18 protein-coding genes and 2 pseudogenes are annotated in these 17,946 nt (G+C 67.3%); 4 read left to right on the top strand and 16 right to left on the bottom strand.

The window, feature by feature from the left end:
- Both dapA and thyX read right to left on the bottom strand, forming a co-directional pair.
- Positions 1 to 903 carry a 4-hydroxy-tetrahydrodipicolinate synthase gene (gene dapA, locus AWB95_RS20510; protein WP_062540513.1) on the bottom strand — a complete coding sequence of 301 codons (903 nt, stop codon included), beginning with the start codon at positions 901 to 903 and terminating at the stop codon, positions 1 to 3.
- A 76-nt stretch (positions 904 to 979) separates the two neighbouring features.
- A complete protein-coding gene (thyX, locus tag AWB95_RS20505; RefSeq protein WP_062540519.1) occupies positions 980 to 1,732 on the bottom strand; it encodes an FAD-dependent thymidylate synthase in 753 nt (250 codons plus the stop codon).
- 75 nt (positions 1,733 to 1,807) lie between these two features.
- Between thyX and AWB95_RS20500 the strand changes: the two are divergent.
- Positions 1,808 to 2,669: pseudogene (locus AWB95_RS20500) on the top strand (dipeptidase).
- A 45-nt stretch (positions 2,670 to 2,714) separates the two neighbouring features.
- On the opposite strand, the gene AWB95_RS20495 reads toward AWB95_RS20500, so the two are convergent.
- The 5 genes and pseudogenes from AWB95_RS20495 to AWB95_RS20475 form a co-directional block, all read right to left on the bottom strand.
- Entirely contained in the window at positions 2,715 to 3,575 is an 861-nt protein-coding gene (locus AWB95_RS20495) for a cupin-like domain-containing protein (protein WP_062540512.1), read from the bottom strand.
- Between the two features lie 135 nt (positions 3,576 to 3,710).
- Positions 3,711 to 3,893 (bottom strand): annotated as a pseudogene (locus AWB95_RS20490) (winged helix-turn-helix domain-containing protein); the annotation flags it as partial.
- 13 nt (positions 3,894 to 3,906) lie between these two features.
- Positions 3,907 to 4,641 (bottom strand): F0F1 ATP synthase subunit B, encoded by a 735-nt coding sequence (locus tag AWB95_RS20485; protein WP_062540511.1) that lies wholly within the window; start codon positions 4,639 to 4,641, stop codon positions 3,907 to 3,909.
- Positions 4,642 to 4,725: 84 nt separating this feature from the next.
- Positions 4,726 to 5,205, bottom strand: coding sequence for a dihydrofolate reductase (locus AWB95_RS20480; protein ID WP_062540510.1), 480 nt, complete (start codon positions 5,203 to 5,205; stop codon positions 4,726 to 4,728).
- Positions 5,206 to 5,212: 7 nt separating this feature from the next.
- Positions 5,213 to 6,013 (bottom strand): thymidylate synthase, encoded by an 801-nt coding sequence (locus AWB95_RS20475; protein ID WP_062540509.1) that lies wholly within the window; start codon positions 6,011 to 6,013, stop codon positions 5,213 to 5,215.
- Positions 6,014 to 6,055: 42 nt separating this feature from the next.
- Between AWB95_RS20475 and AWB95_RS20470 the strand changes: the two genes are divergently transcribed.
- Both AWB95_RS20470 and AWB95_RS20465 read left to right on the top strand, forming a co-directional pair.
- Positions 6,056 to 6,790, top strand: a complete 735-nt coding sequence (locus tag AWB95_RS20470; protein ID WP_062540508.1) for a dienelactone hydrolase family protein — start codon at positions 6,056 to 6,058, stop codon at positions 6,788 to 6,790.
- An 8-nt stretch (positions 6,791 to 6,798) separates the two neighbouring features.
- Positions 6,799 to 7,812: a TIGR03617 family F420-dependent LLM class oxidoreductase gene (locus AWB95_RS20465; protein WP_062540507.1), complete on the top strand. Its 1,014-nt coding sequence runs from the start codon at positions 6,799 to 6,801 to the stop codon at positions 7,810 to 7,812.
- A gap of 18 nt (positions 7,813 to 7,830) precedes the next feature.
- Here AWB95_RS20465 and AWB95_RS20460 read toward each other — a convergent pair whose 3' ends face one another.
- The 9 genes from AWB95_RS20460 to AWB95_RS20420 all read right to left on the bottom strand — a co-directional run bounded on the left by AWB95_RS20460 (position 7,831) and on the right by AWB95_RS20420 (position 16,793).
- Positions 7,831 to 8,289 carry a DUF3237 domain-containing protein gene (locus tag AWB95_RS20460; RefSeq protein ID WP_062540506.1) on the bottom strand — a complete coding sequence of 153 codons (459 nt, stop codon included), beginning with the start codon at positions 8,287 to 8,289 and terminating at the stop codon, positions 7,831 to 7,833.
- Between the two features lie 11 nt (positions 8,290 to 8,300).
- On the bottom strand, positions 8,301 to 9,062 hold the full coding sequence (locus tag AWB95_RS20455) for an SDR family oxidoreductase (protein ID WP_062540505.1): 762 nt from the start codon (positions 9,060 to 9,062) through the stop codon (positions 8,301 to 8,303).
- 72 nt (positions 9,063 to 9,134) lie between these two features.
- Entirely contained in the window at positions 9,135 to 9,956 is an 822-nt protein-coding gene (locus tag AWB95_RS20450) for an SDR family oxidoreductase (RefSeq protein ID WP_062541648.1), read from the bottom strand.
- A complete protein-coding gene (locus tag AWB95_RS20445) occupies positions 9,946 to 13,149 on the bottom strand; it encodes an acetyl-CoA carboxylase family protein (protein ID WP_062541650.1) in 3,204 nt (1,067 codons plus the stop codon). Before AWB95_RS20445 ends, AWB95_RS20450 begins: the two co-directional genes overlap by 11 nt.
- Positions 13,146 to 14,663 (bottom strand): class I adenylate-forming enzyme family protein, encoded by a 1,518-nt coding sequence (locus tag AWB95_RS20440; protein ID WP_085168612.1) that lies wholly within the window; start codon positions 14,661 to 14,663, stop codon positions 13,146 to 13,148. Before AWB95_RS20440 ends, AWB95_RS20445 begins: the two co-directional genes overlap by 4 nt.
- Positions 14,664 to 14,675: 12 nt before the next feature.
- Positions 14,676 to 15,131 carry a flavodoxin family protein gene (locus AWB95_RS20435; protein ID WP_062541023.1) on the bottom strand — a complete coding sequence of 152 codons (456 nt, stop codon included), beginning with the start codon at positions 15,129 to 15,131 and terminating at the stop codon, positions 14,676 to 14,678.
- Positions 15,128 to 15,583, bottom strand: coding sequence for a hypothetical protein (locus tag AWB95_RS20430; RefSeq protein WP_062541024.1), 456 nt, complete (start codon positions 15,581 to 15,583; stop codon positions 15,128 to 15,130). Before AWB95_RS20430 ends, AWB95_RS20435 begins: the two co-directional genes overlap by 4 nt.
- Entirely contained in the window at positions 15,580 to 16,317 is a 738-nt protein-coding gene (dapB, locus tag AWB95_RS20425; protein ID WP_062541025.1) for a 4-hydroxy-tetrahydrodipicolinate reductase, read from the bottom strand. Before dapB ends, AWB95_RS20430 begins: the two co-directional genes overlap by 4 nt.
- Positions 16,308 to 16,793: a UPF0158 family protein gene (locus tag AWB95_RS20420; protein ID WP_062541026.1), complete on the bottom strand. Its 486-nt coding sequence runs from the start codon at positions 16,791 to 16,793 to the stop codon at positions 16,308 to 16,310. Before AWB95_RS20420 ends, dapB begins: the two co-directional genes overlap by 10 nt.
- 429 nt (positions 16,794 to 17,222) lie before the next feature.
- Between AWB95_RS20420 and AWB95_RS20415 the strand changes: the two genes are divergently transcribed.
- On the top strand, positions 17,223 to 17,946 hold a 724-nt coding region (locus tag AWB95_RS20415), incomplete at its 3' end, for a DUF222 domain-containing protein (RefSeq protein WP_139818530.1).

The raw sequence follows: 17,946 nt of genomic DNA, 5'->3' as shown, positions 1-17,946 counted from the left end.
TCACCTCAGCACCGAGGCCGCACGCATGTCGGCCGCCAACGCGTCCACCTCCGCGCTGGTCGCCGGCATTTGCGGCAGCCGCGGGTCACCGACCTCGATGCCCTGCAAGCGCAGGCCGGCCTTCGACATCGTCACCCCGCCGAGCCGGGTTTGGGCCGCGCCGAGCGGCGCCAATGCGGCGTTGATCTTGCGGGCCGTCGCAATGTCGCCGGTATTGAACGCCGACAACATCTCTCGCAGTGGACCCGCTGCCACGTGGCTCCACACGCTAATGAAACCGACCGCTCCCATCGCCAGCCAGGGCAGGTTCAGTGCGTCGTCGCCCGAGTAGTAGACCAGTCCGGTTTCGGCGATCAGCTGCCCACCGATGTCCAGGGCGCCCTTGGCGTCTTTGACGCCGACGATGTTGGGGTGCGAAGCCAGCGCGCGGATCGTCTCGGGGGCAATCGGCACCACCGAGCGGGGCGGGACGTCGTAGAGCAGCACCGGCAACGGGGTGGCGTCGGCGACCGCCGTGAAGTGCGCGATCAACCCGCTCTGCGGCGGCTTCGAATAGTACGGCGTGACGACCAGCAGTCCGTGCGCGCCCTCGGCTGCGCATGCCTTGGCCAGGTGCACACTGTGCGCGGTGTCGTAGGTGCCGGCGCCGGCGACGACCCGGGCGCGGTCCCCGACCGCCTCCAGCACCGTCCCCAGCAGCGCGAGTTTCTCCGCGTCGGTCGTGGTCGGCGACTCACCGGTGGTGCCGGAGACCACCAGCCCGTCACAGCCCGCGTCGACGAGGTGGTTCGCCAGCCGCGCGGCCGCAGGCAGGTCCAGGGAACCGTCCGGCGTGAACGGCGTCACCATCGCGGTCAGCAGGGTGCCCAGGCGGGCGTGGACGTCGATTCCGCCGGTAGTCACGTGCCAAGGTTACCTGGCCGCCTCAAGCCTCCCGCCGATCCAATGGCCACCTCCAGCCTTCTCCGGCTGCGCCGCCTCAGGCTTCGGTGGCGAGCGGACTGGTCGCGACCTCGCTGCCGTCGGCCAGCGTGGTGATCTGAAAATCGGCGAAGACCGCGGGTGCGACATCGACGAGCTGGCGCAGGCACGCGATCGCCAGCCGCCGGATTTCCACGTCCGCGTGTTCGCTGGCCCGCATCGCGATGAAGTGCCGCCACGCGCGGTAGTTGCCGGTGACGACGATGCGGGTTTCGGTGGCGTTGGGCAGGACGGCGCGGGCGGCCTGACGGGCCTGTTTGCGCCGCAGCACAGCGTTGGGCTGGTCGGCGAACTTGGCTTCCAGTTTGGCCAGCAGTTCGGTGTAGGTGGCGCGGCTGGCGTCGGCGGCGGCAGTCAGGATCTGCTGCAGCTCGGGGTCGTTTTCCATCCCCGGCGGCACCACGACCTGCGAATTCTTCTCCGGCACGTAGCGCTGCGACAGCTGGGAGTACGAAAAGTGCCGGTGCCGGATCAGCTCGTGGGTACAGGACCGGGAGATACCGGTGATGTAGAACGTCACGCTGGCGTGCTCGAGCACCGAGAAGTGCCCGACGTCGATGATGTGCCGCAGGTAGTCGGCGTTGGTCGCGGTCTTGGGGTTGGGCTTGGACCAGCTTTGGTAGCAGGCGCGACCGGCGAACTCGAGCAGCGCCTGGCCGCCGTCGGCGTCGGTGCTCCACGGCACGTCGGGCGGCGCCAAGAACTCGGTCTTGGCGATCAATTGCACGCGCAGCGGCGCTGTCTCGGCCACGGCGCTCACCCTATCGGGCGCCTGCTACAGCGATTTCTCACCGGCAGTCCCGCCGATCGCGAAGGATGGCTGAACATGACGCCACTGCTATGGGATCAACACGCCTGCCTACCGCTGCCGCTCGACGCCGATATTTCGGAGTTGACCCGTTACCAGCGGCCGAGCGGGGCGTTCGTGTCCGTCAACGCCGGCTATGCACCGCACTCCTTCGCCGACGCGTCGGCGCTCTTGAACCATTTCCGGCATGCGATCGACGCCCACCCCGACCTCGTGTTGGCCGGCGCAGCCGAGGATGTCCCGACAATCGCCCACTCGGGCCGCATCGCGGTGGCATTCGACCTGGAAGACTCGCGGCCGCTGGAGGGCGATCTGGACAACGTGCCAGTGTTCGTCGATCTCGGTGTGCGCACGATGCTGCCCACCCGCGGGTATGGTGCCCGACGGCTCGCACTGCAGCGTCCGCACCGGCCTTGATATGTGCGAAATCTCCAGCGGCCCGGTCATTTACAGCCATTCCTGCATGCGGGCGGTGTGGGATCACCCACGCAACATCACCGACGACCAGGCCCGCGCCTGCGCGGCCACCGGGGGCGTCGTGGGCATCACCGGCGTCGGGATCTTCCTCGGCCCCAACACCCCCACCCTGGAGGCGACGACCCGCCACCTCGAATACGCCGTCGAACTGGTCGGGATAGACCACGTCGGGATCAGTACCGACTTCTCGTTCGACTACGCCGACTTCGTCATTGAACTGGACGCCAACACGCAGTTCTTCGACGACAGCTACACGCGGTGGGGTCCCATCCAATGGATGCCGCCGGAAACCTTCGCCACGATCGGCGAGCACCTCCGCGACCGCGGCTGGTCCGACGCCGACGTGGCCGCGGTGCTCGGCGGGAATTTTCAGCGGGTTGCCCGACAGGTGTGGCCTAGCTGAGCGCGCGCAGTTCGTCGGGCAGCCCGCGGCCGCCGAGGCTTGGAGTCAAGCGCGCCGCGCGACCCTCTGCACCATGCTCGCGGCGACGAGATGGCCCACGTGGACCATGCTTCTGAGGCCGCGGGCCGTCTGGCGGGGGTGCTGTAGCAAGTTGGCGGGGCGGGGCCACCCCCAGTAGCTGATCGACATGTTCTGGTCGACGCCCCAAACTGCGTGCCACCAGTACGTGGGGATGAAGAGCATCTCGCCGGGGTCGAGCTCGATGAGAGCACGGTCTGCCTGGGCCCAGGCGGGGAACTGGGTCAGGTCCGGGGAGGCGACGTTGACCCGGGAGATGTGGTTGCCAACGTACGTGAAGGGGAAGGGGTAGACGCGGGTGATCTCCCGAGGTGGGCAGAGGATCAGCTGCTTTCGGCCGCGGATCTGCGTCAGGAGGTTGTTAGCGGCGTCGTAATGGAGAGGGGTTAAGTTTTTGCCGGGGCCGAACCAGAGACTCACGGCGCCGTACTTGCCCTTGTCGACGAAGGCGGGAAAACGGACATCAGGCCAGAGCTCAGGGAGGGCGGTCTTGATGGGGAGTTGCGTGACGTAGAGCTGGCCGTCGGAGATGGTGCCGCCCGCGAGCAGATCGATGTACTCGGCGAGCTTCATCGGCGGCGATTGGTCGTTGATCCGCTTCTTCGGGTCGTAGAGGTGGACGCCCGCGTGGGCCTGGGAGGGGCGAACGGTGCGGGCGCCGACTTTCTCCTTGAGGTAGTCGTTGGTCCACTGCTCCCGCGCGGGCCAGCCCTCCATAGCGCCGCAGACGATCACCGGGCGCTGCGGGAAGAGGAAGCGCTCCTCGAACTCCCGGCGGCTCGGGCGCTCCACCCTCGGAACCTCGAACGTGCTTTCGACGTCGAACACAGCTACCTCCCGCAACAAGATGAGGTATCGGAACGGTAACGCCTACGGCTCGTTGCCGCGGCAGATTCGATTGAATTCGCCTGTCCGAGAGCAGAACAGAGCAGTTACATTAACCCTCGCGCTGCGCTCCGCTTCGATCGGCAAGTTATGCGCGCGCACCGCTACCGACGCCGAATCCAGTTGCAGCACTTGAATTCTGGATATCAAACGCCGCAAGTGTGCGCGATCGACTCTCCCGACGGGACGCTGCTCGCCAAACCCCTGTGCCGCAACGGCTATCCTGCGTGCCTGCGCCGCGGTCAGCCGGTGCCTCGACACGGCACCGACGACCCTAGCCTGTGCTTCTCTTCTGCTCGAAGGGCACCACGACGCCGGCCTCCGGCGGTTTGTCACGATCTTGGTATGCCGACTCCAGAGCGGCCGGAATCGTTTCAACCCCGCGGTAGACGTCCATCAGTTGCTCCAGGACCTTGATCCGCTGCTGATTGGCCTCGTCGACCACTCGGCGCGCTTCCTCGCGAAGACGCTCAGCCTCCTGCCTGGCCTCGGCAAGCAGCTGGTCCCGGTCCTGCTGAGCTTTTTGCATCGCGTCGTCGATCTCCGACTGCGTCTCTGCGCGCTTGGCGGCCAGTTCCGCTTCCAGTTGGCTCCTGGTTTCGGCGCACTCGGCTTCGAGGGCGCTTCGCTGCGCGGACATGTCCGCCAACAGCTCCTCGTGCTTTCGGTGCGCGGTCTCAGCCTCAGACTCGATTGTCGCGACCAGCGCCTGCACCTCGGCCTTGGCCTCGGCCTGCATCTCAGACACCTCGTCGATCGCATGCCGCAGTAGTTTTGCCATGCGCTGCGGTACCGCGTGTGGCGATGGTGAGGTCTCGTTGAGGAAGGCGACCTCTTTTCGCAACGCCGCTACTTCATCGCAAGATTCTTTCAGGCGGGCCCTTAGGGTTTCGATGTCGTCGAGCAGCAGCTGCTGCCTGGCCATCAACTCGTCGACGCACGCATCGACGGCCACCGGATCGTAGCCAACCACCACGCGAGAGAACTTGGGTTGAGATCCAGTTGTCACTGAACTTTCTCCCTTCTGAAATGCCTGGCAGAAACGGTGAAACCGCTCCAAGCCGAGTATGTCACGCGCGAACCGCGGCTGCTATCAACGCCGATAACTGTGTAGCCGGTAGCGCAGCCCGGTGCTGCTGGTGAGCCACTCCCCCGTCGCGCCGGTCCAGGTCTCGTCGAGAACCGGAGCCAGCACGTCGCCGTCGTCGCGGAGAAGGTCGATCTCGACCTCGGTGACCTCGCAGCGGGTGGCCCATGGCATTGCGAGCGCATAGATCTGCTGGCCGCCGATCACCCACGTCTCCGGCTCGGTGAGCGCTTGCTCGATGGTTTCGGCAACCTCCGCGCCGTCGGCCGCGTACCCAGGCTGGCGGGTCAGCACGACATTTCTGCGGCCCGGCAGCGGCCGGAACCGGGCGGGCAGCGACTCCCACGTCAGCCGGCCCATCACCACGGTGTGGCCCATCGTGAGTTCCTTGAAGCGGACCTGATCTTCGGGGAGCCGCCAGGGAATGCCGCCAGCACGGCCGATGATCCCCGAGGTCGACTGAGCCCAGATCAAACTCACCGTCATCGCCGACTCATACGGCGACAGGGGCTTTGATCGCCGGGTGTGGGTCGTAGTTCTTGATGACGATGTCGTCGTAGGTGTAGTCGAAAATCGAAGCCCTCTGCGCCAGAACAAGTTCCGGATACGGGCGCGGTTCGCGGCGCAACTGCTCGGTCACCTGCTCGACGTGGTTGTCGTAGATGTGGCAGTCCCCGCCGGTCCAGATGAACTCGCCCACCCCCAGGCCGGATTGCGCGGCCATCATGTGAGTCAGCAGCGCGTAGCTGGCGATGTTGAACGGCACGCCGAGAAACAGGTCGGCGCTGCGCTGGTAGAGCTGGCAGCTCAGTTTCTGATCGGCCACATAGAACTGAAAGAGCAGATGGCATGGCGGCAGCGCCATCTGCGGGATGTCGCCGACGTTCCAGGCGGACACGATGATGCGCCGTGAGTCCGGGTCGGTGCGCAGCAGCTCCAGCGCGGCACTGATCTGGTCGACGTGCTCGCCTGACGGCGTGGGCCAGGATCGCCACTGCACGCCGTAGATTGGGCCGAGATCGCCTGTGGCAGAAGCCCATTCGTCCCAGATTGTGACGCCGTGCTCGTGTAGCCAGCCGATGTTGGAGTCGCCGCGCAAGAACCACAACAGCTCGTAGACCACCGATTTGTAGTGCACCTTCTTGGTGGTGATCAGCGGAAAGCCGGCCGACAGGTCGTAGCGCATCTGGTGGCCAAACAGGCTGCGAGTGCCGGTGCCGGTGCGGTCGGATTTGGCCGTTCCCCGCTCGAGCACCAGCCGCAGTAGATCCTCGTACGGTGTGGCGATCGGCACGCCCCCAGCCTACGTCTGATGCCGGGGAGTAAAACGTAAGCCATGCCGAACATCACCGACACCGTCACAACTGCCGACGGAGACTGCACGGTCCGCCTGTATACCCCCGACGGGGAGGGTCCCTGGCCCGGCGTGGTCATGTATCCCGACGCCGGCGGGGTGCGGGACACCTTCTACGAGATGGCCGCCAAACTGGCCGGTTTCGGTTACGCCGTGCTGCTGCCCGACGTGTACTACCGCTCCGGCGACTGGAAGCCGTTCGACATGTCCACCGCGTTCAGCGACCCGAAAGAGCGTCAGCGTCTGTTCTCGATGATCGGCACCGTCACCCCGCTCAAGATGGCGATCGACGCCGAGGCGTTCTTCGACTACCTGGCCGCCCGGCCGGAGGTCAAGGGTGAGCGGTTCGGCGTGTGCGGCTACTGCATGGGTGGGCGGACCTCGCTGGTGGTGGCGGGTCGGCAGCCGGAGCGGGTCGCGGCGGCGGCGTCGTTCCACGGCGGCGGGCTGGTCACCGACAGCGCCGACAGCCCGCATCTCTTGGCCGATCAGATTCAGGCCGCCATCTACGTTGCCGGCGCGCGCAACGACGGCTCGTTCACCGCGGAGCACGCCGAGCAGCTCGACAAGGCGCTGACCGCGGCCGGCGTCGAGCACACGATCGAGACCTATCCCGCCGAGCACGGTTTCGCCGTGCCGGACAACCCGCCCTATGACGCCGACGCCGCCGAGCGGCACTGGACGGCGATGCGGGACTTCTTCGGGGCCAAGCTCTAGCCGCCGCCATGCACGTCGACGCGATGACGACCCCCGCGCCGCTGGGCCAGATCGGTGACCTTGCCCGGCGAACCCAATCCGCCGGGTTCTCCGGTCTGTTGTTCACCGAGACGGGTCGCACGGCCTACCTCAACGCGGCGGTGGCCTCGCAGGCCGCGCCCGGGCTCGAGTTGTCCACCGGGGTGGCGGTGGCGTTCCCGCGCAGTCCCTTCGTCACGGCCACCACGGCGTGGGAACTTCAGCAAGCCACCGGCGGGAAGTTCCGGCTGGGGCTGGGCACCCAGGTACGCCGTCACATCGAGCGGCGCTACGGCGCGGCGTTCGAGCGGCCCGGCCCGCGGCTGCGCGACTACGTGCTGGCGGTCAAGGCGTGCTTCGCGGCGTTTCGAACCGGACGGCTTGATCACCACGGCGAGTTCTACGATCTCGACTTCATCACTCCGCAATGGAGCCCGGGCCCCATCGACGCCCCCGACCCGAAAGTGGATATCGCGGCGGTGAATCCGTGGATGCTGCGGATGGCCGGCGAAGTGGCCGACGGTGTGCACATCCATCCGATCGCCGGCCCCGGCTACCTGACCCGCCACGCGTTGCCGAGCATCGGCGAGGGAGCGGCAAAGGCCGGGCGCGCCGTGTCGGACATCGCCGTGATCGTGCCGGAGCTGACGATCGTCGGCGACAGCGATGAGGAGCGCGACAAAGAACGAGAAACCGCGCGAGCAGGCCTGGCCTTCTACGGAAGCACGCCCAATTACGCGTTCATCTGGGACGAGGCCGGCTTCGAGGGCACCACCGCGCGGATCCGGGAAAAGCAGAAGGCCGGGGATCTCGCCGGCATGGCGGCCCAGATCACCGACGAGCACCTCGCCGCGTTCGCCACCGAGTCGACCTGGGACAGCCTGGCCGATGCGCTCACCGAGAAATACGCCGGGATCGCCACCCGGCTGGTGCTCTACAACGCCCTGGGTAATCAGGAGCGGATCGAGCGCTACGGCGAGGTGGCCCGCCGGCTGCAGTGGTGACGGCGGCGGCCCCGTCTTTCACAACACGCGGTACACGTCGTATTCGACCTTCGGGCCTTCGAGCAAATGACCGCGGGCGACGAACAGGCTGTGGTTGACCCACTCGTAGCGCTCGTCGCCGGTTTCCAGTCGCGGTGCCGTGCGGAAGTACTGGTCTTCGTAGGCCGTGCTGCCGCCGCGGGCCATCACCTCGGCGACCTTGGCGTTGATCTCGAGCAGCCCGAAGTACTGCACGAACACCAGCGCGCCGTCGTCGGTCTTGAGCTGGAGACGCACGTCGAGGCGGGCATAGTTGTCCGGGCCCAGCAGAATCCAGTCGCCGCCCCCGCCGAACGCGGTGGCATTGAAGCGTTCACCGCTGGCCCCACCGCCGGTCACCTCGAAATAGGTGCGCCGCCCCAGCGGGCCCGCCCCGAAGTCGACCGGTGGCTTCAACGCTGCCCACAGCGAAAATTCATGTGCCAGTTGCAGACTCATCGTGCCTCCCGTCAGCTACGGAACGCCGACGCGTCGCCGAGCACCTGCCCGCCGTCGATCACCATGGCTTCGCCGGTGATCCAGCTCGCCGCATCGGATACCAGGAACGCCACGGCGCCCGCCACGTCGACCGGTTCGCCGATGCGGCCCAGCGCGATCGACGCCGACAGCGGGTCCTCGTGGTCCTTCCACAGCGCCTCGGCGAGCCGGGTGCGCACCACGCCCGGGCAGATGGCGTTGACCCGGACCCTCGGCGAAAGTTCCAGCGCCAGTTGCTTGGTCACGTGGATCAGCGCGGCCTTGGTCGCGTTGTACATCCCCATGTAGGGCCCGAAATGCAGACCGCCGATCGAGGCGGTGTTGACCACCGCGCCACCATGCTCGCCCATCCACGCCGTGACCACCAGCGACGTCCACAGCAGCGGCGCCCACAGGTTGACGTCGAAGGTCTTGGCGAAACGTGCGTGATCCTGCTCGATCAGCGGCCCGTAGGCGGGATTGGTTCCGGCGTTGTTGACCAGGATGTCGATGCTGCCGAACCGCTCGAGGGTGAGTTCGACGCAGCGCTGCGCGGCCTCCTCGTCGACCGCATGGGCGCCGACGCCCAACGCGTTACCGCCGACCTGTGCGGCCGCGGCGTCCGCGCTGTCCTGTTTGCGGGAAGTGAGCACGACGTTGGCGCCCGCCTCGCCCAGCCGCTGCGCGATCGCCAGCCCGATCCCGCGCGAGGCGCCGGTGACGATCGCCGTGCGGCCGGTGAAATCTTCAGTCATTAGCGCCGCTCTCCCCGCAAGCGGGAGGTGCCCCCACCTCATCGCTGCGTGTTATATCGTCGCCAGCGCGAGTCATCGTGTCTCTCCCTGCAGGCTGCGCTGGTAGCGCCGCATGCCGCGCAACCAGCGGTCGTAGTCAATCCCCTTCTGCCGGTACATGTCCAGCACTTCGGGATGCGGAAGGATCAGGAACCGCTCCTCGTCGATCGCCGCCAGCACGGCGTCGGCGACGGCGGCCGGTTCCAGCACGTCACCCGCGGCGGTGACGGCCCTCGTGGCGAGATCGCCGAGCGGGTCGCCGGACTGCTCGCCGGCGTACAGCAGCTTGGTGTTGACGCCCATCGGGCACAGACAGCTCACCCGCACTCCTTGATCGCCGTAGGTGATGTTCAGCCATTCGGCGAAGCCGACGGCGGCATGCTTGGTGACCGAGTAGGTGGCCGAACCGAGTTGGGTGAGCAGGCCGGCCGCCGAGGCGGTGCTGACGAAATAACCCTCGCCACGTTCGACCCATCCGGGCACCAGGAGTTGCGCGGCCCGGATGTGCGCTCGCACGTTGACGTCGAGGGACCGGTCCCACTCCGCGTCGCTGACGTCCAAGCCGGCCGCGCCGGTGATGCCGGCGTTCGCGAAATACAGGACGACCGGGCCGAATTCGGTTTTCGCCAGTTCGATCAGCCGCCGGATCTCGGCGGTGTCTGACACGTCAGCGCCCGCACTGATGGCCGCGCCGGACCGCGCGGCGTTGGTCTCGTCGGCCACCGCCTGCGCTGCCTCGTTATCGAGGTCGGCGACGACAACCCTTGCCCCCTCGTGTGCCAGCTTCACGGCCAGCGCGCCGCCGATGCCGCCGCCACCGCCGGTGACGATGGCAACCTTCTGGTCAACTTTCACACAGAGATCCTTTCGTCAGCAGCCTGGTGATCCAGGCGCGGGAGTCGGCCGGGTCGATCACGTCGTCGAGCTCGAACGTGGTGGCCGAGGTGAGCGCCTTGCCGTGCTGGTACGCGGCCTCGACCAGCTTGTCGAACAGCTTCTGCCGTTCGATGGGATCCGCCACGGCGGCCAGCTCCTTGGAAAACCCCAGCCGCACAGCACCTTCCAGGCCCATCCCGCCGATCTCCCCGGTCGGCCAGGCCACGGTGAACTCCGGGGCGTGAAAGGAGCCGCCGGCCATCGCCATCGCTCCCAGCCCGTAACCCTTGCGCAGGATGATCATTCCGAACGGCACGGTCAGGCGTGCGCCGTGTACGAACAGCCGGCTCATCCGCCGCACGGCGGCGTCGACTTCAACATCCGGTCCGACCATGAATCCCGGAGTGTCGCACAGCGAGATCATCGGCAGCCCAGAAGATTGGCACAAGGTCAGGAAGTCGGCGATCTTGTCGGCGGCCTCGGCGTCGATAGCCCCGCCGAGATGATGGCTGCTGTTGGCCAGCAGCCCGTACGGCATGCCTTCGACGCGGACCAGCGCGGTGACCACGCCGACGCCATAATCGGGACGCAGCTCCAGCACCGAGCCGACGTCGACAACCGATTCGATGGCGCGGTGCACGTCATAGGCCCGTAATCGGTTCTCCGGCACCACATGTCGGGTCAGCCGCGGATCGGGTGCCTCCCAGTCGTCGATGCCGCCCTGGAAGTAGGACAGGTACTGCTTGGCCAACGACACGGCGTGCGCCTCGTCGCGCGCGGCCAGGCCGACCACCCCGTTGCGCCGCTGCACGTCGATCGGCCCGATGTCCTCCGGGCGGTAAACTCCCAGCCCGCCGCCCTCGATCATCGCCGGCCCGCCCATGCCGATGTTCGCGTCCGGCGTCGCGATGATCACATCGCAGGTCCCGGCGAGCGCGGCATTGCCGGCGAAGCAGCGTCCGGAGACGATGGATACCAGGGGCACCCGTCCGCTCAGCGCGCCCAGGGCGCGGAAGGTCGGTACGTCCAGGCCTGCAACTCCTGCGACGTCAGTGTCGCCGGGCCGGCCGCCGCCGCCTTCGGCGAACAGCACCACCGGAATGCGTTTGCGCGCAGCCAGATCGAAGACACGGTCGGTTTTCGCGTGGTTGCGCATGCCCTGCGTCCCGGCGAGCACGGTGTAGTCGTAGGACAGCACCGCGGCCTCGAATCCGTTGATCCGGGCCAGCCCGGCGACCAGACCGTCTGCTGGCGTGTTGACCATCAGGTCCTCTTCGGAGCGCCGGCTGCGCTGCGCGGCGACCGCCAAAGCGCCGTACTCGACGAAACTGCCGGCATCCACCAGGTCGGCGATGTTCTCCCGGGCGGTGCGGCGATTCTGCTTGTGCCGCTTGGCAACAGCAGTCGGTCGGCCCTCGTCGAGGGTGAGCAGGTGCCGGCGACGGACCTCGTCGAGGTCGGCGCGGCTGCGGTCGAGGTCGAGTTTGGCGGCGGTCTCTGCGGTTGCGCCGGCGCCGATGCGGGTGAAAACCACCAGCGGGTCGCCGGTTCCGACGACCTGCCCCGGCGTCACCAGGTTTCGCACTGTGCGCAGCGCATCAGGCGCGGCCAGCACGTGCTGCATCTTCATGGCCTCGAGCACGACGACCTGCTGGCCCGCGCTCAATTCGGCACCGTCGGGCGCTACCTCGACGACGGTGCCGGCCAGTTGCGCGCGCAGAACCTCCTCATCTGGGTACAGCTCGAGTGGTGCGACGCGAACTTCGAAGTGGTGCGACATCGCAGCCCCGGCCAGGGCAGGCAGGTTCTCGTCGACGAATGCAGTGGTCACCACGCCTGACTGAACGCCGATGTGCGACAGCACCTCCCGCAGGAACCCGATGTTGGTGCGGATGCCCTCGATACCGAACTCCTCCAGCGCTGTCTGCGCTTTGCGCACCGCTGCGGGGAACGACGATCCGCGCACGTGGGTGATCACCTTTGCCAGCAGGGAGTCGTAGCGCGGGCTCGGTGTCGACCCGGGCCGTCCGTACGTGTCGACGCGCACTCCGGGGCCGCTCGGCGGCGAGAACACGGTGAGCGTGCCCGCCGCGGGCACGACCGACCCGTCGGTATCGATGGTCTCCATGTTGACCCGAGTCTGGATCGCGATGCCGCGCACCGCCGCAGGAGCACCGCTGACTCGTGTGCCGTCGGCGACGATGCCCGCGGGCAGCCGCAGCTGGTGAAACGACGCACCACGAGCGATTCCCAGCTGCACTGCCACCAGGTCGATCCCGGTGACCTCCTCGGTGATTGTGTGCTCCACCTGGATTCGTGGGTTCACCTCCATGAACACGAACTGCTCGCCCGCGACCAGGAATTCGACCGTCGCCAGCCCGCGATAGCCAACCCGGGCGCACAAGACCGCTGCGGCGCTGTGCAGGTCGCGACGTAGCGCCGTCGAAACTCCTTGCGCCGGTGCGATTTCGACAAGCTTCTGGTAGCGGCGCTGGATGCTGCAGTCCCGGTCGCCCAGCGCAAGGGCACGTTCCGGCGTCGCGACGATCTGCACCTCGACGTGCCGGGCGTTGTCGAACAAGGCCTCGGCGAACACCGCAGCATCGCCGAAGCCGAGTTGAGCCTCGGCGGCACACTGGCGGTACGCATCGTCGATCTGGCTGGCATCGCGGACTGTACGCATGCCGCGCCCGCCGCCCCCGGCCAGCGCTTTGATCACGACGCCGTGCGGTTGCTCGGCGAAAAATGCACGGATGTCCTCGACGCTGCTCGGCCCGTCGGTGGCCGCCAGTACCGGAATTCCCGACTCTGCTGCGGCCCGGCGTGCGGCTGACTTGTTGCCGCACAACTCGAGTGCGTCGGGCTCCGGTCCCACGAATGTGTATCCGCCCGCGGCGCAGGCGCGCGCGAATTTCGCGTTCTCGCTGAGGAACCCGTAGCCGGGGTGAATCAGCTCGGCGCCGCACTGCTTGGCGGCCGCCAGCATCGCCGCGTGATCCAGGTATGCGGCTGGGCCTGCACCGGACAAGCCGATGGCCTCGTCGGCGGCATGCACATGCGGGCTGTCGGCGTCGTCCTCGGCGTATACCGCGACGGTGGCAATATCCAATTCGGTTGCGGTGCGGATGATCCGCAGTGCGATTTCGCCGCGATTGGCGACCAGCAGGGTCATCGCAGCGCCGGACCCCACTGCACCTGTTCGCGCAGTTGGCCTTTAAGCAGTTTGCCCCCGGCGTTACGCGGCAGCGCTTCGTTGACCACGGTGACGTATTGGGGAATCTTGAAGTCGGCGAGTTGACCTCGGCAATGGTCCAGCACCGCCTGCACGTCGATCTGCTCGCCGAACAGCACGGCGCCCACCTTCTCGCCCATGACTTCGTCGGGCACTGCCAGCACGCAGGCGTCCGCGACACCGGGCGCCGACAGCAGCACCGCCTCGACCTCGACGCTGGAGACGTTCTCGCCGCCGCGGTTGATGATGTCCTTGAGCCGGTCGACGATGTGCACCCGGCCGGCGTCGTCGACCCGAACCACGTCGCCGGTGTGCAGCCAGCCGTCGACGATGGTGGCGGCAGTGGCTTCCGGCCGGTTCCAGTAGCCCGTCGCCACGTTGGCGCCGCGGGTCACCAACTCCCCCACCGCCGGGTCGTCGCCGTACGGGACAACGCCTAAGTCCACCGAGGGCACTGCGTATCCGACCGAGTCGGCGTGCTCGACGGCGTCGGCGTCGGGCAATGTCGTCATCAGCGAGGCGGTTTCGGTCATCCCGTACCCGTTGAACACCTCGGCCTGCGGGAATGCGCTCTTCACAGCCTTGACCAACGACGGCGCGATGGGCGCGCCCCCGTAGCCGACCCATCGGACGCTGGAGACATCGGCGTCTTTGAAGTCGTTGTGCCGCAACAGCAAAGCGTAGACGGCGGGGACCGTCACCATGGAGGAGATCCGCTCGGCGGGCAATATCTGTATCAGTCGGGCGAGATCCAGTGCGGGCATGATCACCGAAGCCCCACCGACGTACGCGGCGGCAAGCAGTTGCGAGTTGCAGCCGGTCACATGGAACAGCGGCACCGATATGAGGGTGCGGAACTCGTCACCGATGTCGCGTCCGAGACCCACACAGCGCACCATGTTTTCGGCGTTGGTCAGAAACGCCTCGTGGGTGGTGGGCACGCCTTTGGGCCGTCCGGTGGTGCCCGAGGTGTAGAACAGCGCCGCCACGTCGGTGAGGTCGAGCCCCTGTGCCACAAAGGGTTCGCCGTCGGGCAGCGGTGTGTCCGCGGCCAGGTCAATCCGGGCACCGGCGTCGGAGAGGATGAACGCGACCTCCGGTTCGGCCGAGCGGGTGTTCACCGGGACCGCTACCCCGCCGGCCATGACGGTGCCCCAGAACGCCAGCACCCAGTCGAGGCCGGCCGGGTAGCGCAGCGCCACGCGGTCGCCTCGGTGCAGTCCGTCCGCGCGCAGGCCGCCGGCCACCCGCGCCGCGGCGTCCCACAACTCGCGGTAGGTCAGGCGGCCTTTGCCCAGTTCGACCACGGCCTCGCTGGCCGGCCGGGTTTCGACGTGGTGGGCGAGCATGTCCAGCAGGGTGGCCGGCAGTTCGTCGTAGTGCGGGACGCCGTTGCGGTCCCGGGTCACACCCGTCGTCGGGAACGGGTTATGGCTGCGCGGAATCTCGATCACTGTCATGCCACATCACTCCATCAGCGTCGCAGCCAGGGTCCCACCCAGTTCGTAAGCCCGCTCGCGAATCGGGGCATCGATTCCGCCGACGACCTCGAGCACGTCGGCGGCTTTGGCCAAGGACAACCCGGTGGCCACCTTGTCCACCGCGTTCGTCGCGCCGACCGTGTCGTTGTTTCCGTGCACCCATAGCCCATATGGCCGGCCCGCCACGTGATCCAGGCTCGGGTAATACACCGTGTCGAAAAAGTGCTTGAGCGCCCCGGACATGTAGCCGAGGTTTGCCGTCGTGCCGAACAGGTAGCCGTCGGCGTCGAGCATGTCCGGGACGGTTCCGGCCAGCGCCGGTCGCACCACGACTTCGACTCCGTCGATTTCGGGGTCGTTGGCCCCTGCGAGCACGGCTTCGAGCAGCTCGCGCGTGGCGGGCGACGGGGTATGGTGAATCACCAAGAGTTTCTTGGTCATTCGTGCGCCTGCAGCTCGACGGCTTTCTTCATGGCTTCCCGTGCGCGGCCGCGGTCACCGGCATAGTCGTAGGCGCGGGCCAGCCGGTACCAGCGGCGCCAGTTGTCCGGGTCGTCGTGCGGTTCGTTGCGGACCGCGTCGAACAGCGCGTCGGCGGCGTCTTTGTCGATGCGGCCGGAGGGTCGCCGCGGCAGCGCGCTGACGTCGAGTTCCATCCCGTCGTCGGCGATCAGCCGGGCGAGCTTCTGGTGGGCGAAGCCGGCGCGCAGTGTCGCCACCATCGCCCACAACCCGATGACGGGCAATATCAGCAGCGCGGCGCCCAGCATGACGCCCGCGGCACGGCCCGAGCCGATCAGCAGCACAGCGGTACGGCCGAGCAGCACCAGGTACACCAGCAGCGCCACGCACATGAACGCGATCAGCAGCTGGAGACGTACGGCGCTGGTCATTGCAGGTCGAGCAGGGATTCAATTCCGACGGTCAGACCCGGGTGGTCGGCAACCCGGCGGACCGCCAACAGCACACCCGGCACGAAAGAGCTGCGGTCGATGCTGTCGTGGCGGATGGTCAACGTCTCGCCGGCGGTGCCGAACAACACTTCCTGGTGGGCCACCAAGCCCGCCAGCCGCACCGAGTGCACCGGCACGCCGTCGACGTCGGCCCCGCGGGCTCCGGGCAGGCTGGTGCTGGTGGCATCAGGGTTGGGCGGCAAGTCTTTTCGAGCCTCGGCGATGAGCTGCGCGGTGCGCGCCGCGGTGCCCGACGGGGCGTCCGCCTTGTGCGGATGGTGCAGTTCGATGACTTCGACCGACTCGTAGAATGGTGCGGCCTGTTTGGCGAAGTGCATGCACAGCACCGCCCCGATCGCGAAGTTGGGCGCGATGATCGCCGCGGTGCCCGGTTTGGCGGCCAGCCACGACCGGACCTGTTGCAGCCGTTCGTCGGTGAAGCCGGTGGTTCCGACGACCGCGTGAATCCCGTGGTCGATCAAGAACTTCAGGTTGTCCATCACGACATCGGGGTGGGTGAAGTCGATGACGACGTCGGTCTGGCTGTCGGTCAGGAGGGTCAGCGGGTCGTCGACGTCCACTTCGGCGGACAGGACCAGATCCTCGGCGGCCTGCACCGCCTGCACCATCGTCGCCCCGACTTTGCCCTTCGCCCCCAGCACTCCTACCCGCATGGGTGCAGCCTAACGGGGGTCCCCCTCGCCGCGAGCGTGCGTGTCCCCGCCAGACACGCCGCTTGGCAGCCGTGTTTAACGCACGCTCGCGGCATGTCACTGGGTAGCTGCGCTGACCGCCGATAGCCTTTGCCAGCGAGCCAGGCCCGGGTGCGCCCCCGCTTGCGCTCGTCGGACAGCAGGAAGTAGCGCTGCAGCTCGTCGGGCCACCGCGACAGCACGTCTTTGCAACGCCAGAAAGCTCCCTTCCCGCTGATCGCAATCTCAAGGCGGTCGGCGATGCCAGGATCGCCGACCGTTCCGATGAACAGCTCCATGTCCCCGTAACCCTCATCCGAGCCGATGCAGTCCACGTAAAGCCAGCGGTCCTCGTCTTCCTCGGTGTCATCCTTGTCGTGGTCAAGGCTGTCCGGCCAGCAGGTGCCCGTACGGAGGTCAATCCGGCCGCCTCCTCCCAGCAAGTCGCCTTCCAGCAATGACGCCAGCTCATCAAGATCAACCGAGAGCGGACGAAGCAGCGGCGTCGCACCTTGGCGGCTAGCTGCCAGAAGCTGGGCGGCGAGCTCCTCGTCGCCTTACCATCCGCGATGTCTAAGAGCCGCTGCACATTCCGCGGCAAGTTGATCCGCATCTTCCACGCCCTGGGCGACAGCGTCGAGTAGCCCATACCCCGCTAACTGCAAAATGTCATCGCCCAGCCGACCGCACACCAATTCGACCACAACGGACCGGTCGTGCCTGAACACCGCGCCGCGAAGAGCTTTCACTGAATCTCTATCCCATTCGCTCACACGGCGACGTTAACGGCCGCGCCGCGCTTGTCGAGTTGTCCACAGTTCGACCTTCATCCACAGCCCTTCCTTCCTGGCCCGATCGTGTCGGTGGGCGTGGGTAGTGTTTCGAATATGTGTTCGACATGCGTGGCCGATCCGCCGCAGCTGGCTGCAGCGCTCGATGCGCTGGACGCGGCGGTGGCGCGCATCCGTGAACTCAACTTCGGCACCTACGAGCCCGCGACGCGGTTGCGCGCCCTGCAACGGCTGGAAACCGCCGCCCGCCGCCAAGCCGTGGCCGGCCACGACATCATCGCCGGGCTGGCCCACGAGGACCGCTCCGACATCGGCGGGCCCGTCCACAAAGTCATCGCCGACTGGCTACGCATCAGCCCCGCCCAAGCCCGCCGCCGCCTGCACGACGCCGCACAACTGAACCCGCGCACCACCCTGACCGGCCAAACCCTGCCACCCGAACTACCCGCCACCGCGCTCATGTGGCGCGACGGCCAACTCGACACCCACCACCTACGCGTCATCCAAACCTTCATCCGCGACCTGCCCGCCGACACCCCAGCGGCCATCATCGCCAAGGCCGAAGCGTTTCTGGCCGACCAAGCCACCGAACTGCGCCCCGACCAGCTGGCCAAAGTCGCCGACCGCTACGCCATCACCATCAACCCCGACGGCAAATTCTCCGACCAGGACCGCGCCCGCGCCCGCGGCTTTAGCTGGGCACCACAACGCCGCGACGGCATGAGCATCGCCAAACTGACCGCCACCCCCGAACTGCGCGCCAACCTCGACGCCTGGTTCGCCCGCTTCGCCGCCCCCGGCATGTGCAACCCCGACGACC

This window comes from Mycobacterium celatum, assembly GCF_002101595.1.
Classification (GTDB): Bacteria; Actinomycetota; Actinomycetes; order Mycobacteriales; family Mycobacteriaceae; genus Mycobacterium; species Mycobacterium celatum.
The sequence above is the reverse complement of the archived record's forward strand: the minus strand, read 5'-3'. Positions and strand labels throughout refer to the sequence as shown.